Raw genomic sequence first — 13,737 nt, 5'->3', positions numbered from 1 at the left:
AGGGGAGGCTCGGGTGCTGCGCATCGCCGACGTGCTCGCCATGCCGGTCGTCCGGCGCGCCGACCCGCACGTGCTGTCGGCGCGGGACCACGTCGACCGCGAGGTCCGCTGGGTGCACACGACCGAGCTGCCGGACATCGGTCCGCTCCTGCGGGGCGGTGACCTGGTGCTGACGACCGGCATCGCGCTGCCCGACGGCGCCACGCAGCTCTCCGAGTTCGCCGCCAGCCTCGCCGGCAGCGGCGCCGCCGGCCTGATGGTCGAGCTGGGGCGCCGGTGGACGGAGCTCCCGGACGTGCTGGTCGAGGAGTGCGGGCGCCACGGCCTGCCGCTGGTCGCGCTCCGGCGCGAGGTGCGGTTCGCGGCGGTGGCCCAGGCGGTCGGGGAACGGCTGGTCGACCAGCAGCTGGCGGAGCTCCGCGAGACCCACCGGGTCCACGACACGTTCACCGAGCTCTCGACGTCCGAGGCCGGCCCCGAGGACATCCTCCAGGCGGCACAGCAGCTCTCCGGCGCACCCGTGGTGCTGGAGGGCTTCGACCACCGGGTGCTCGACTACCGCGCCGGGCCGGCCGACATGCAGTCCTTCCTGGCCGACTGGGAGCGCCGGTCCCGGCGCGTGCAGCCCGCGGACCGCACGTCGTGGGACGAGAGCAACGGCTGGCTGGTCACGGTCATCGGACGCCGCGAGCGCCGGTGGGGCCGCCTCGTCGTCGGCGCCACGGCGCCTCCCTCCCCCCGGCTGGTGGCGGTGATCGAGCGCGCCGCCGCCGCGCTCGCCATGCACCGCCTCCACGACCGGAACCGCGACAGCCAGACCCGCCGCCTCCACCACGAGCTGCTCCTCTCCCTCCTCGCCGACTCCTCGGACCCCGAGGTCCTCCGGCGGGTCGAGGTCGCCGGCATGACCGAGGGCGGCGCGCTCGTGGGGATCGCGATGCGCCCCGCCACCGATCACGTGCCGACGGCGAACCTCTCCTCCCACCTCGACGACGTCGTCACCGCGTTCCTCCGCGCCGGAGAGGCCCTGCCGGCCCGGGTGCTGGTGGCGGCCTTCGAGGGCGAGGTCCGCGCCCTGGTGTCGCTGCCTGTGACGACCGACCCGGTCACGTCGGTCGACCGGCTGGTCGACGGGGTCCGGAGCCGGGTGGCGGTCGTCGCCGCGGCCGGCACGCCCGTGGGGCGGCTGTCGGGCGCGGACCGCACGCTGCGCGACGCCGGCCACGTCCTCGCCGCGGTGCCGGACCGGCCGCCAGCCCCTGTCGGGGTGCACCGGCTCGAGGACCTCCACGTCCGGGGGCTGCTGATGCTGCTGTCGGACGACGAGCGGCTGGGCAGCTTCGTGGAACGCGAGCTGGCTCCGCTGCGCGAGCTCGACGCGCGCCTTCGCGACGACCTGCTCCGGACGGCCCGGGTCCTGCTGACGCGCTGGGGCAGCAAGGCCGCCGCGGCCGCCGACCTCAACATCTCGCGCCCGGCGCTCTACGACCGCATCCGACGGCTGGAACGGGTCATCGGCGCCGACCTCGAGGACGCCGAGGTGCGCACCTCCCTGCACCTGGCCCTGCTGGCGGAGGACCTGCTGAGCGCCCGGCGGGGACAGGGCTGACCCCGCACCTGCCTCGCACCCGGCACGCCTGGGCGCGTCAGCCGGCGAGCCAGAGCCGGGCCGCCACCAGCTCGGCGACCAGCACCTCGGTGAGCAGCCGCACGTCGTCGTCGTCGTCACCGGGGTAGCGCACCGTGTGCGCCGCGCCCTCGAGCGCACCACCGACGGAGACGACGGTGGTGCTCCGGGGCAGGGTCCACTCCAGGATCCCGGCGTCCCAGGAGGACCCGGCGAAGGAGAGCAGCCGGTAGTCGGTGTTCTTGGTCAGGTACACGTCGACGTGCGCCCAGTCGCCGGCCTCGCACCCGACCGCGGCCCGGCGCGGGCCCTCGCGGAGCATCAGCGCCGCCTGCTGGGCCGACGCCAGTCGCCGGGCCGGCGCCACGACGTGCGCACCGGCCGGGCCGTCGAGCAGGTCACAGACCTCCGGCAACCACTCGTCCCGGGTCCCGAGCAGGTGCTCCGACGCGGTCGCCGTGGCGAGCACCGTCTCGACCAGCGGTGCGAGCGGTGCACCCGCGAGGTGCGCCTCGAGAGCGAGCAGCAGGACCAGCGTGTGCTGGAAGCTGCGGCACGCGACCCCACCCTCCTCGACACCGGCCGCGAGGTCGACGACCACCGAGCAGCGGGCGGCCAGCTCCGAGTCCACGGTGTTGGTGAGCGCCACGACCGTCGCCTCCGGGTGCACCCGGCGCAGGGCGTCGAGCGTCTCGACCGAGCCGCCGGACGCCGAGATCGCCACCACGAGCGTCCCCGCACCCCAGGCCGGGAGCAGGTCGCTGCTGGCCCGCTCGGCGACGGCCACGACGCCGCGTGCACGCAGGCGGGCCGCGGCCACCCCGGCGGCGTACGTCGAGGAGCCCATGCCGATCAGCACGACCCGCTCCGGCACCAGCGGCAGGTCCGCCCACGGGTCGCCGGCACGGAGGAGGGCGGCGAGGGCACGCAGCGCCTCGGGCTTCCGCTGGAGGTCGGCGAGGAACAGGTCGGGACTCATGGGCGGGCCTCCGTGCCGGTCGGCGGGTCGGGGAGCAGGGCGGGCAGGGCCGCCTCGGGGACGTAGGACCACCGGGCGAGGTGGGTCGCGGCGTAGCTGAACTCACGGCACACCTGGCGCAGCCGGAACCCGCGCACGAGCGCCGGCTGCCAGAGGTCGGGGTGACCGGCCGCGGTGACCGTGGCGGCGTACGTGGTGAGGAGGGCGTCCTCACAAGCCTCCGCCGCCCGCCGGACCCGCTCGACCGGGTGCTCTGGCTCGTGGCGCCGCAGCACCAGGGCGGCGTGCTGCACCGACTGGGCCAGGCCGGCCACGTCGAGCGCCGGCGACTGCGGCCGTGCGCGCTCGGCCGGGGGGACGACCGGGTTGCCCTCGAAGTCGGTCAGCACGTAGGCCGCCCCTGGGTCGGAGCCGGCCCGCAGCACCTGCCCGACGTGGAGGTCGCCGTGCACCCGGACCAGCGGCGAGCCGAGGGCGTCCCCCGGCACCCGTGTGCCGGTCCGCACGCGTTCCGACCGGCCCTGCAGGAGGCGGTGGGCGTCCCCCGTCGTCACGGCGAGGGCGTGCGCCAGGTCCTGCTCGGCACCGGACTCCCACGCGGCCAGGTCCTCGGGGCCGGCCGGCCGCGTCCCGTCCTGCGCCAGCGCGGCGTGGAAGCGGCCCACCAGGTCGCCGAGGCGGCGGCCGGTCTCGCGGATCCCGGCCGCCGTCGACGCGCGCACCGCCTCCCGGAGGTCGTCCACCGCCCACGTCCACCCGTCGCGGGCTCCATGGACCAGCCCGTCCACGGTGGCGAGCAGACGGGGCGCCCGGTCACCCGGGGCGCGCCACTCGAGCAGCCCCCACGGTCGCGGCACCCCGTCGAACCCCTGCCGCTGCAGGGCGTCGAGCACGGCCGGGGCGGGGTGGGGGCCCGGCTCCGCAGAGCGCAGCCACTTCACCACGGCCCGCTCTCCGACGACGACCGACTCGTTGGTCTGGTCGACGCCGAAGGAGCGCTCACCGCGGCACATCTCGACGTGCCAGGCGGTGACCGAGAACGCGCCGATCGTGCGGCTCCCGGAGGCGAGCAGCTCGAGCAGCGCGGGCGCGGCCCCGTCACCCGCGGTCGCCCGCCGGTCCTCCCCGACCACCCAGGGGACCGGCCGAGGCGGGTGGTCGCCGCCGTCGACGACGAGGAGCACCAGCCCGGGCGCGAGGGTCAGCCGGTCGAGGACGATCACGCCCGCGAGGCGGCGTGCTCGAGCCCCACCCGCTCGATGACGTCGGCGCCGACCCTCAGCCCGTCCCTCGCCCGGATCCGCTCACCCGTCGCCGCGAGCGCTGCCCGCAGGTCGGTGTCCGCCAGCAGCCGGTCGATCGCCCCCGTCAGCTCCTCGTCGGCGAAGGCGTAGGTCGCCAGCCGGATGCCGAAGCCGAGCTCGTCCATCCGCTGCGCGTTGTCGTACTGGTCCCAGAAGAGCGGCAGCAGGACCATCGGCTTGCCGAAGTGCAGCGCCTCGGTCGTGGTGTTGTTGCCGCCGTGGGTGATGACGAGGTCCACCTGCGGGATCACCTTGGTCTGCGGCAGGGTCTGCTCCCCGACCATGTTGTCGGGCAGGGTGATCCGGTCGGCCTGCGGGCCCTTGCTGACGATGTAGCGGTGCCGGGTCGTCGCGAGCACGTCCACCAGTCGCTGCATCAGCTCCACGTCCGCGCCGCCGAGCGACCCGAGCGAGAGGTAGACCAGGGCGCTGTCCGCCGGCCGGTCCGCCACGGCCGGCGGCACGACGTACTCCTCGTCGGTGAGCCGGACACTGGAGTCCATCCGGGTCCAGGACCCGTCCAGCGGGCGCTCCGCGACGTAGTCGGCCTCCTCGGGAAAGACGTAGAGGTTGGCGGCGTTCTCCCGCGGCATGAACTCCAGCTCCGGCAGCGGCGCGGCCCCCTGCTCGACCACCCACGCGTTGAACGACTCCCACAGCTCACGGTGCGTGCGGTCGAGCTCCTCGCGGAACGGCGGCCAGGTCTCCGGCTGGTCCTGCGCCAGCCCCGACAACCCGGGCGCGACACCGGGCCCCGGCACCTCCAGCGGGTTGCAGGAGACGATGCGGACGAACGGCGCCCCGCTGGTGGTCAACGCCGGGAAGAGCACGACGTTGTCCTCCACCACCACGTCCGGCCGGACGTCGGCGAGGATCTTGCGCAGCGCGGGCTCGGCGTACTTCGCCCCGTCGATGAGCGCCTGGTAGGTCGGCAGCACGAACGTCGACAGCTGCTCGGTGGTGCTCTTGCGGAACTCCGGTGCCGTCTCGGCGATGAAGTCGGTCCAGAACTTCCCGGCGTCCTCCTCACCCGCGTCCGGGTCGGGCTCGGCGAGGTCGACGAGGCGCTCCTCGAAGCCGAGGGGGGCCAGCTTCCCCGCCCAGGACGACTCGGAGGCGAAGACGACCCGGTGCCCGCGCTTGAGCAGCAGGTCGCCGAGGCCGATGCACTGGTTGGTCGGGCCGTAGGCGGACTCGGGAAGGAACAACACGGTCAGCTGGGTCATGCGGGAGCTCCTGCTTCGGTGAGGTCGACGGTCGGGACGGGCGGGTCCGGCTGGTCGAGCGGGTGCCCGGTCGCCAGACGCGCGTAGTCGAGGATGAGAGCGGTCGCCGTGGCCTGGTCGATGGTCGCGTGGCGCGCCACCATGCGGTAGCCGTAGGCGTCCTCCAGGGCGACGATGTTGCGCGCGACGGTGAGGGAGGGCTGGGCGAGCGTGAAGATCCCCGAGGCGGCCCCGTCCTCGAGGATCACCTGGTACATCGCGACCTGGCGGTCGTACAGGGAGGTCAGCATCGCGGCGTACCGGGGGAACCGGCCTGCGGCGCCACCGAGCTCGCAGAAGAGCCGGACCTCCTCGTCGTCGGCGTCGCGCGGGAGGCCGGAGGCGATGGTGACGACCAGCTTGCGGTCGGGCGTCATCGGCCCGCTGACCGCCTTGAGGCGCTCGTCGTAGAAGCGCTCCATGCCGGCGCGGTTGGCCTCGACGAGCAGCGTCTGGACGTCGGGGAAGTGGTACAGGATCGCGCCCGGGGTCAGCCCGGCGACCTCCGCGACCTCCTTGAGCCGCACGTCGGCCCCGTGCTCCGCGACCGCTCGACGGGCCGCCGCGAGCAGGTTCTCGCGTCGCTGCTTGCGGCCGACGGCCATGGCTCTCCTCCGGGTCGAGCGGGTGTCCGGTGAACCGGGGACGGTCCTCCGGGACGTGGAGCCGCACTCTGTCAGGGGTCGAGCGAAATCTGAACCCCCTTTCAGCAAATGGTCCAGATCAGGATGAAACAACCGTGTTTCAGCCATTGCAATCCCTGAACTCCCGTGCAAGGTTTGCCGGCCAAGGCGACCCCGTGAGGGTCGGACACCTTGCCCCGGGCCCCCTCGGCCCGAGACCGGAGGAAGCCATGCACACGTCCATCCGCCGCCGCTCCACTGCCACGGCCGCTCTCGGGACCGCCCTCGTCCTCGCCCTCGCTGCCTGCGGCGGAGAGGACGGGTCCTCGGCCGAGCCGGCCGCGCTCGACCCCGACGCCGACCTCGGCCAGCAGAGCATCGTGGTCTCCAACTGGGAGGCCTACATGCCCGAGGACATCGGCGAGGTCGTCGAGGAGGAGACCGGCGCGACGGTCGAGGTGACCTACCACGCCACGAACGAGGACATGGTCGCCAAGGTGACCGGTTCCGGCGGGGAGGGCCTCGACGTGGTCTTCGGCTCGCAGCCCTACCTCGAGGCCCTCGCGAAGGCCGGGATGCTCGCCCCGCTGGACACCGACTTCCTCGAGAACTGGGACAACCTGGAGTCCGACGCGACGGCCACCGCGCAGGTCGACGGGACGCCGTACTGGGCGCCGTACACCTGGGGCACGACCGGCATCTGCTACCGCTCGGACCTCGTGGACGAGGCGCCGACCAGCTGGTACGACCTCCTCGAGCCGACCGCGGAGAACCGCGGCAAGGTGACGATGATGGGCACCGAGCGGTGGGCGATGCTCCCGGCGCTCAAGGCGCTCGGCTACTCGGTCAACACCACCGACGAGGACGAGCTCGCCGAGGCGCAGGAGCTGATGGAGGCCGCGAAGCCGAACCTGCTCGCCTACGACGACACGACGTTCTACGAGCGCCTGATCAGCGGCGAGGCGACGATGGTCCAGGCCTGGGACGGCTGGTGCAACTACGGCACGGCCGAGGACGAGAACATCGAGTTCGTCGTCCCCGAGGAGGGCTCGGACCTGTGGACCGACGGCATCGCGGTGCTGAAGTCCTCGGAGAACAAGGAGGCGGCGCACGCCTTCATCGACACGATCCTGGACGCCGAGACCCACGCCTGGGTGGAGGAGAACATCCTCTACAACATCCCGAACGAGGCCGCGCTCGACGAGGTGCCGGCCGAGCTCACCGAGCAGTTCCCGACGCTCGGCGAGCGCCGTGAGGAGATGCTCTCGGGCGAGAACATGACCGACGTCGGTGACGACGCGGCCGCGGTCTACAACCGGATCATCACCGAGGTCACGGCCTCCTGATGACGACCAGGTCGCCCGGGCGACCACAGCACGGAGGTGGCCTCGGCGCCCGGCTGCGCCGGGGTGTCGAGCCCACCGTGCTCCTCGCGCCGGGACTGCTCTTCTACGCCGTCCTCGTGGCGGTGCCGGTGCTGCTGGTCACCGCCTACATGTTCGCGCGCCGTGGCCGGTTCGGCGGCGTCGAGTGGGCCCTCACGTTCGACAACTTCGCGCGGATCACCGACTCGGTCTACCTCGAGGTCTTCCGCGAGTCGCTCGCGATCGCCGGCCTGGCGACCCTGCTCGCCCTGCTCGTCGGCTACCCCACGGCGTACGCGATCACCAAGCTGCCCCCGCGGTGGCGCACGGTGGCGCTGGTGCTGGTCGTGGTCCCCTTCTGGACCAACTTCCTCATCCGCGTCTACGCCTGGATCGTGCTGCTCAACAGCCAGGGCGTGGTCAACGACGCGCTCGTGTGGCTGGGCCTCGCCGACGAGCGGTTCACCCTCCTCTACACCCCAGGAGCCGTGGTGGTCGGTCTCGTCTACTCCTACCTGCCGCTGATGATCCTGCCGCTCTACGCCGCGATCGAGAAGGTCGACACCGGCCTCCTGGAGGCGGCGACCGACCTCGGCGCGGGCCGGGTTCGCACCTTCCTCAGCGTCCAGCTGCCGCTGACGCTGCCCGGCGTGATCACCGGCTCGATCCTGGTGTTCGTCCCGAGCCTCGGGAACTTCGTCGTTCCCGAGCTGCTCGGCGGCGGGAAGACCGTGATGGTCGGCAACCTGATCCGCGACCAGTTCCTGAAGGCGCAGGACTGGCCCTTCGGGTCGGTGCTCGCGATGATCGTGGTGGGCCTGCTGGTCCTGCTCTTCCTCGGCCAGGCCTGGGTCACCCGACTCGTGGAGGGTGGCCGTCGTGGCTAGCCGCCGCAGCGGCGGCGGACGCGGGTGGATCTGGCTGCCCCTGCTGCTGACCGCCCTCTTCCTCTACCTGCCGATCATGGTGCTGGTCGCCATGTCGTTCAACGCCGGCGGCTCGGCGTACAGCTGGGACGGCTTCAGCCTGCGCTGGTACGGCGAGCTCTTCGACGACGCCGTCCTGCGCCAGTCGGTCGTGACCTCGCTGGGCATCGCGGCCGGAGCGACCGTGGTCGCGACCGTGCTCGGGACGCTCCTCGCCGTGGGTCTGGCCCGCCACACCCGGTCCAAGCTCCTCGAGGCGGCGGCCATGGCGCCGGCGATCCTGCCCGACCTCGTGCTGGCGATCGGCCTGCTCGCGTTCTTCTACGCAGCCGGCGTCTCGAAGAGCGCCGGCACGGTGCTGTTGGCCCACGCAGCGTTCGGGACCGCGTTCGTGGTCGCCGTCGTGCGCTCCCGGCTGGCCGGCTCCGACGCGTCCCTGGAGGAGGCCTCCCGGGACCTGGGCGCCGGCGCCGTCACGACCTTCGTGCAGGTGACCCTGCCCTCGATCGCGCCGGCGGTCGTCGCCGGCGCGCTGCTCGTCTTCACGCTGTCGCTCGACGAGTTCGTCATCGCCTTCTTCACCGCCGGGGCGACGACCAAGACCCTGCCGATCACCGTCTACTCGATGGTGCGCACCGGCGTCACCCCCGAGATCAACGCCCTCGCGACCGTCCTGGTCGTCGTCAGCATCGCCGTGGTGGTCGTGGCCGCCCGTGCCGTGCGCAGAACGGAGAAGCCATGACCGCCCCGCCCACCCCCCTGCTGGAGGTCCGCGACGTCCACCGCTCCTTCGGTGACGTCCGCGCGCTGGACGGGGTGTCGCTGACGATCGCGGAGAACGAGTTCTTCGCGCTGCTCGGCCCCTCCGGGTGCGGCAAGACCACGCTGCTGCGCGCGATCGCCGGCTTCGAGCACCCCGACGGCGGGGCGGTGCTGCTCGGCGGGGACGACCTGCTGGCGCTGCCGCCGAACCGACGGCCGGTCAACCTGATGTTCCAGTCCTACGCGCTCTTCCCCCACCTGTCGGTGGCGTCCAACGTCGCCTACGGCCTCAAACGCGAGAAGCTGCCCAAGAGGGAGATCGCCGAGCGGGTCGCGGACGTCCTCGCCACGGTCGGCCTCTCCGGGATGGCCGACCGACGGCCCGCCCAGCTCTCCGGAGGGCAGCGTCAACGGGTCGCGCTGGCGCGCGCCATCGTCAAGCGGCCGCGCCTGCTGCTCCTCGACGAGCCGCTCTCCGCGCTCGACCGGAAGGTGCGGGCCGAGATGCAGCTGGAGCTCAAGCGGCTCCAGCACGAGGTCGGCATCACCTTCGTCGTGGTCACCCACGACCAGGAGGAAGCGATGTCGATGGCCGACCGGATCGCCGTGCTCGCCGAGGGCCGGGTGCAGCAGGTCGCCTCGCCGCTGGAGCTCTACCGCCACCCCGCCAACCTCTTCGTCGCCGACTTCATCGGCACCAGCAACCGTCTGGCCGGCACGTACGACGGCGCCACCTTCGCCGCGGACGGGTTCGGCCCGCTGCCGAGCGGAGCGCAGCGCACCTCCGTCACGGGGCGGGCCCACCTGGTGGTGCGGCCGGAGGACGTCCGGCTGGTGGCCGGTGGCGCCGGCATCCTGGAGGGCACCGTCACCGACACCCAGTTCCAGGGAGGGACGTCGACCGTCGCGGTCGACGTGCCCGGCATCGAGGCACCGTTCCTGGTGACCGAGCCGGGGTCGACGGAGGCGGTCCGCGGCACGTCCGTCGGGCTGGTCTGGGAGCACGCCGTCGTGGTCGGCGAGGAGCTCACGTGACCGACCTGCTCGCCGACGCACGTCCGCGGCCGGTCTGGTGGGAGGGCCGGGACACCGGTGCCGCCGCCGATCCCCTGGCCGGCGGCCGCACCGCCGACCTGGTCGTGGTCGGCGCCGGGCTGACCGGCCTGTGGGCGGCGATCCACGCCCTCGAGGAGCAGCCGGGCCGCGACGTCGTCGTCCTCGAGGCGACGCACGTCGCCGCCGGCGCGTCGGGCCGCAACGGGGGGTTCGTCTCGGAGTCGCTCACGCACGGGCTGGCGCACGGGGTCGCCACCTGGCCCGGCGAGCTGCCCGAGCTGCTCCGGCTCGGCCGCGCCAACGTCCGTGAGATCGAGGAGTTCCTCCAGCAGGAGGGCATCGAGGCCGGCCTCCGGCTCTGCGGGAAGACCGCGATCGCCACCCGGCCCCACGAGGCCGAGGCGCTGCGCGCGGCCCACGAGCTCAACCTGCAGCACGGCGAGGAGTCGACGTACCTCTCGGCCGAGGAGGTGCGCGCCGACGTCCACTCCCCGACATACCTGGCGGGGGTCCGGACGACGGCCGGTGGCCTCGTCGACCCCTGGGCGCTCACCACCGGCCTGCGTGACGCCGCCGTCCGGCGTGGCGCCGTGCTCCACGAGGGATCGGCGGTCCGTTCGCTCCAGCGCGACGGCGACCGGGTCGCGCTCCGCAGCGACCATGGGGTGGTCCGGGCCCGGCAGGTTTTGCTGGCCACCAACGCGTTCAAGCCGGTGCTGCGCCGGATCCGGGCGTGGGTGCTCCCGGTGTGGGACCACGTGCTCGCCACGGAGCCGCTCACCGCCGCCCAGCTGGACGCGATCGGCTGGGCCGACGCCCAGGGCCTGACCGACGCGGGCAACCAGTTCCACTACTACCGCCGCACGGCGGACGACCGCATCGTGTGGGGCGGCTACGACGCGGTCTACTACTTCGGCAACGGCACCGGCGCCGGGCGGGAGCAGCGCGACGCCTCGCACCGGCTGCTGGCCGAGCAGTTCTACGCGACCTTCCCGCAGCTGCGCGAGGTGCGGATGACGCACCGGTGGGCCGGGATGATCGACACCACGTCACGGTTCACCCCGGTCTTCGGCACGGCGTGTGGCGGACGGGTGGCGTACGCCGTCGGCTACACCGGCCTCGGCGTCGCCTCCTCGCGGTTCGGCGCGCGGGTGGCGCTCGACCTGCTCGCCGGGCGGGAGACCGAGCGGACGGCCGTGAGCCTCGTGCAGCGGCGCCCCGTGCCGTTCCCGCCCGAGCCCGCCCGATGGGCCGCGGTGCAGACCGCCCGCGCCGCGCTCGCCCGCGAGGACCGCACCGGCCATCGAGGCGCACTGCTGCGGACCATGGACCGCTTCGGCGTCGGATTCAACAGTTGAGGACACCCACATGACGAACCAGATCCCCGGCCAGACCCCCGGCCAGATCCCCGGCCTGCACGTCGACGGCGTCAGCCGTCCCGGCAGCGGCACCGCCGCCTCGCTCCTCGACCCGGCGACCGGCGCGGTGACCTCCGTCGTCGCACAGGGCTCTCCGGACGACGTGCGGACGGCGGTGGACGCCGCGGCTGCCGCCTTCCCCGCCTGGTCGGCGCGGACGGCGGGCGAGCGTGCCCGAATGCTGCTGCGGCTCGCCGACCTGCTCGAGGCCGACGCGGAGGCGCTGACCGCGCTCGAGGTGGCCGAGACAGGCAAGCCCGTGCCGGTCTTCCGCGACGGCGAGCTGCCCTTCGGCGCCGACAACCTCCGCTTCTTCGCCGGCGCCGCCCGCTCCCTGGAGGGCACGGGGGCGGGCGTCCTGAGCGAGGGGTTCACCTCGATGCTGGTGCGCCGGCCGCTCGGGGTGGTCGCCGGCATCGCGCCGTGGAACTTCCCGCTCGTGATGGCGATCTGGAAGGTCGGCCCCGCGCTGGCGGCGGGGAACACCATGGTGCTCAAGCCGGCCCCGCAGACACCGAGCACGACGCTGCGGCTCGCGGAGCTCGCGGCGCAGGCCGGCCTGCCGCCGGGCGTGCTCAACGTCGTCACAGGAGGCGCGGACGTCGGCCAGGCGCTGGTCGCCGACCCCCGGGTGGCCATGGTGTCGGTGACCGGCTCCCCCGGCGCCGGGCGCGCCGTGATGGAGAGCGCGTCGTCGGCCACCAAGCGGGTCCACCTCGAGCTGGGCGGGAAGGCCCCGGCGCTGGTCTTCGCCGACGCCGACCTCCCGGTCGCGGCCGGGGCGCTGGCGATGGCCTCGACGTACAACTCGGGCCAGGACTGCACCGCGGCCACCCGGGTCTACGTCGAGCGCACGGTGGCCGACGAGCTCGCCCGGCTGCTGGCCGAGCGGATGGCGGCGGTGACCTGGGGCGACCCGCACGACCCCGCCACCGACATCGGGCCGCTCGTCTCGGTCGAGCACCGGGACCGGGTCCACGGCTTCGTCACCCGGGCGGTCGAGGCCGGCGCGGAGGTGCTCACCGGCGGCGAGGTGCCGGCCGGGCCGGGCGGCTACTACCCGCCCACGCTGCTGCGCGGCGCCGCGCAGGACGCCGAGATCGTGCAGCAGGAGGTGTTCGGCCCCGTGCTGGTGCTGAGCGGCTTCGACAGCGAGGACGAGGCCGTCGCCCTGGCCAACGACAGCGCCTACGGACTGGCCTCGTCGGTGTGGACCGGCGACGTCGGGAAGGCGCTGCGGGTGGCCCACCGGATCGAGGCCGGCGTCACCTGGGTGAACGACCACCTCCCCATCGCCTCGGAGGCACCGCACGGCGGCGTCAAGGGCAGCGGCTTCGGCAAGGACATGAGCCACGAGGCCGTCCTGGAGTACACCGTCACCCAGCACGTGATGCTCAAGCACGCCGCCCGGGACGCGCACGACTCCTTCCGCCCGGCGTGAGGTTCACCAAGGCGGCCCGCATGACCGGCCGAACGCCGGTTACGCGGATCTAACAGACCGGGTAGCGAACGGTGTTCCGGGCGAAACCAGTCCGAAACCGTAGAGCCCGAGGCTCCTCGGCATGGCCCGCAAGCCCCACGACGCCCACCGCCACATCGGCGTGCTGCCGGCGTACCCGTTTTACGGAGGGCCTCCGATCAGCCCGGACACCACCGCCCGGGCGACGGTCGCGGAGCTCCTGCGCGACCTGGATGCGGAGGGCGTCGAGCGGGCGCTGGTCCTGCCCAACTACGGCGTGCCCGACCCCGACGTCGCGTTCGGCCTGAACCAGCTCGCCCTCGAGGCGGCGCAGGCCGACGACCGGGTGCGGTGCGGTCTGTGGGTCTCCCCCAAGGCCTCCGACGCGGCCCGCAACGACGAGGCCCTCGGCCTCGCCCGTGAGGACGGCGTGGCTGCGCTGAAGACCAGCTTCCTCCTCGGCGGCTCCCCCACCGACCCCGACTGCGCCGAGCAGCTGGACCGGGTTTTCACGACCGCCGCGGACCTCGGTCTCGTGGTGCACGTCCACACCAGCCCCGGCGCGGCCAGCGACGTCGACCAGGTGGGCCGCCTCGTCGAGCGGTACGGCGACGCGACTCGCATCCACCTGGTCCACCTGGGCGGCGGGATGTCGGGACACCTCAAGCTCATCGGCGGCCGGTTCTTCGACTGGATCGAGGCCGGCAAGCAGGTCTACACCGACACCAGCTGGGCGATCGGCTTCGCGCCGACCTGGCTGGCCCAGGAGGTCGAACGGCGCGGCACCGGGCACGACCGGGTGCTCTTCGCGACGGACACGCCCTGGGGCGACTTCGCGGGCGAGCACGCCCGGCTGGCCGCGGCCGCCGGCGACGGCGCCCTCGCCGATGCCTTCTTCCACCAGAACTTCGAGGCCCTCTACGGCTGAGAGACCGCACCACCCACCCACCCGAT

Annotated in this window: 12 protein-coding genes; 8 read left to right on the top strand and 4 right to left on the bottom strand. The window is 73.5% G+C overall.

Annotated features, from left to right (window positions below; translation table 11 throughout):
* Positions 1 to 13 precede the first annotated feature (13 nt).
* On the top strand, positions 14 to 1,609 hold the full coding sequence (locus ACSMHG_RS03800) for a PucR family transcriptional regulator (RefSeq protein WP_435742059.1): 1,596 nt from the start codon (positions 14 to 16) through the stop codon (positions 1,607 to 1,609).
* Between the two features lie 37 nt (positions 1,610 to 1,646).
* Here the strand turns inward: ACSMHG_RS03800 and ACSMHG_RS03795 are convergent, their stop codons facing one another.
* The 4 genes from ACSMHG_RS03795 to ACSMHG_RS03780 are packed head-to-tail and all read right to left on the bottom strand — an operon-like array spanning position 1,647 to position 5,780.
* Complete coding sequence (locus tag ACSMHG_RS03795; protein ID WP_435742058.1) at positions 1,647 to 2,606, bottom strand: SIS domain-containing protein; 960 nt, start codon at positions 2,604 to 2,606, stop codon at positions 1,647 to 1,649.
* On the bottom strand, positions 2,603 to 3,829 hold the full coding sequence (locus tag ACSMHG_RS03790) for a hypothetical protein (RefSeq protein ID WP_435742057.1): 1,227 nt from the start codon (positions 3,827 to 3,829) through the stop codon (positions 2,603 to 2,605). Before ACSMHG_RS03790 ends, ACSMHG_RS03795 begins: the two co-directional genes overlap by 4 nt.
* The gene (locus ACSMHG_RS03785; protein WP_435742055.1) at positions 3,826 to 5,136 is read right to left on the bottom strand and encodes a glycosyltransferase; all 1,311 of its coding nucleotides are present in this window, start codon (positions 5,134 to 5,136) and stop codon (positions 3,826 to 3,828) included. Before ACSMHG_RS03785 ends, ACSMHG_RS03790 begins: the two co-directional genes overlap by 4 nt.
* The gene (locus tag ACSMHG_RS03780; protein WP_435742054.1) at positions 5,133 to 5,780 is read right to left on the bottom strand and encodes a TetR/AcrR family transcriptional regulator; all 648 of its coding nucleotides are present in this window, start codon (positions 5,778 to 5,780) and stop codon (positions 5,133 to 5,135) included. The genes ACSMHG_RS03785 and ACSMHG_RS03780 overlap by 4 nt, the downstream gene beginning before the upstream one ends.
* Before the next feature lie 248 nt (positions 5,781 to 6,028).
* Between ACSMHG_RS03780 and ACSMHG_RS03775 the strand changes: the two genes are divergently transcribed.
* From ACSMHG_RS03775 to ACSMHG_RS03745, 7 genes are all read left to right on the top strand, one after another.
* A complete protein-coding gene (locus ACSMHG_RS03775; protein WP_435742053.1) occupies positions 6,029 to 7,144 on the top strand; it encodes a polyamine ABC transporter substrate-binding protein in 1,116 nt (371 codons plus the stop codon).
* A complete protein-coding gene (locus ACSMHG_RS03770) occupies positions 7,144 to 8,049 on the top strand; it encodes an ABC transporter permease (RefSeq protein WP_435742052.1) in 906 nt (301 codons plus the stop codon). The genes ACSMHG_RS03775 and ACSMHG_RS03770 overlap by 1 nt, the downstream gene beginning before the upstream one ends.
* Entirely contained in the window at positions 8,042 to 8,830 is a 789-nt protein-coding gene (locus tag ACSMHG_RS03765) for an ABC transporter permease (protein WP_435742051.1), read from the top strand. The genes ACSMHG_RS03770 and ACSMHG_RS03765 overlap by 8 nt, the downstream gene beginning before the upstream one ends.
* Positions 8,827 to 9,885 (top strand): ABC transporter ATP-binding protein, encoded by a 1,059-nt coding sequence (locus ACSMHG_RS03760; RefSeq protein ID WP_435742050.1) that lies wholly within the window; start codon positions 8,827 to 8,829, stop codon positions 9,883 to 9,885. Before ACSMHG_RS03765 ends, ACSMHG_RS03760 begins: the two co-directional genes overlap by 4 nt.
* A complete protein-coding gene (locus tag ACSMHG_RS03755) occupies positions 9,882 to 11,264 on the top strand; it encodes an NAD(P)/FAD-dependent oxidoreductase (RefSeq protein WP_435742049.1) in 1,383 nt (460 codons plus the stop codon). The genes ACSMHG_RS03760 and ACSMHG_RS03755 overlap by 4 nt, the downstream gene beginning before the upstream one ends.
* A gap of 10 nt (positions 11,265 to 11,274) precedes the next feature.
* Positions 11,275 to 12,765: an aminobutyraldehyde dehydrogenase gene (locus ACSMHG_RS03750; protein WP_435742048.1), complete on the top strand. Its 1,491-nt coding sequence runs from the start codon at positions 11,275 to 11,277 to the stop codon at positions 12,763 to 12,765.
* 121 nt (positions 12,766 to 12,886) lie between these two features.
* Entirely contained in the window at positions 12,887 to 13,711 is an 825-nt protein-coding gene (locus ACSMHG_RS03745; RefSeq protein ID WP_435742047.1) for an amidohydrolase family protein, read from the top strand.
* Positions 13,712 to 13,737 lie beyond the last annotated feature (26 nt).

It is taken from the genome of Nocardioides ureilyticus (assembly GCF_051280745.1).
Lineage (GTDB): Bacteria > Actinomycetota > Actinomycetes > Propionibacteriales > Nocardioidaceae > Nocardioides.
The sequence above is the reverse complement of the archived record's forward strand: the minus strand, read 5'-3'. Positions and strand labels throughout refer to the sequence as shown.

What these genes read in the sequence shown, in the direction of transcription:
- ACSMHG_RS03745 (WP_435742047.1), top strand. Translation starts at nt 12,887, where the DNA reads ATGGCCCGCAAGCCCCACGACGCCCACCGCCACATCGGCGTGCTGCCG.
- ACSMHG_RS03775 (WP_435742053.1), top strand. Translation starts at nt 6,029, where the DNA reads ATGCACACGTCCATCCGCCGCCGCTCCACTGCCACGGCCGCTCTCGGG.
- ACSMHG_RS03760 (WP_435742050.1), top strand. Translation starts at nt 8,827, where the DNA reads ATGACCGCCCCGCCCACCCCCCTGCTGGAGGTCCGCGACGTCCACCGC.
- ACSMHG_RS03780 (WP_435742054.1), bottom strand. Translation starts at nt 5,780, where the DNA reads ATGGCCGTCGGCCGCAAGCAGCGACGCGAGAACCTGCTCGCGGCGGCC.
- ACSMHG_RS03750 (WP_435742048.1), top strand. Translation starts at nt 11,275, where the DNA reads ATGACGAACCAGATCCCCGGCCAGACCCCCGGCCAGATCCCCGGCCTG.
- ACSMHG_RS03785 (WP_435742055.1), bottom strand. Translation starts at nt 5,136, where the DNA reads ATGACCCAGCTGACCGTGTTGTTCCTTCCCGAGTCCGCCTACGGCCCG.
- ACSMHG_RS03795 (WP_435742058.1), bottom strand. Translation starts at nt 2,606, where the DNA reads ATGAGTCCCGACCTGTTCCTCGCCGACCTCCAGCGGAAGCCCGAGGCG.
- ACSMHG_RS03770 (WP_435742052.1), top strand. Translation starts at nt 7,144, where the DNA reads ATGACGACCAGGTCGCCCGGGCGACCACAGCACGGAGGTGGCCTCGGC.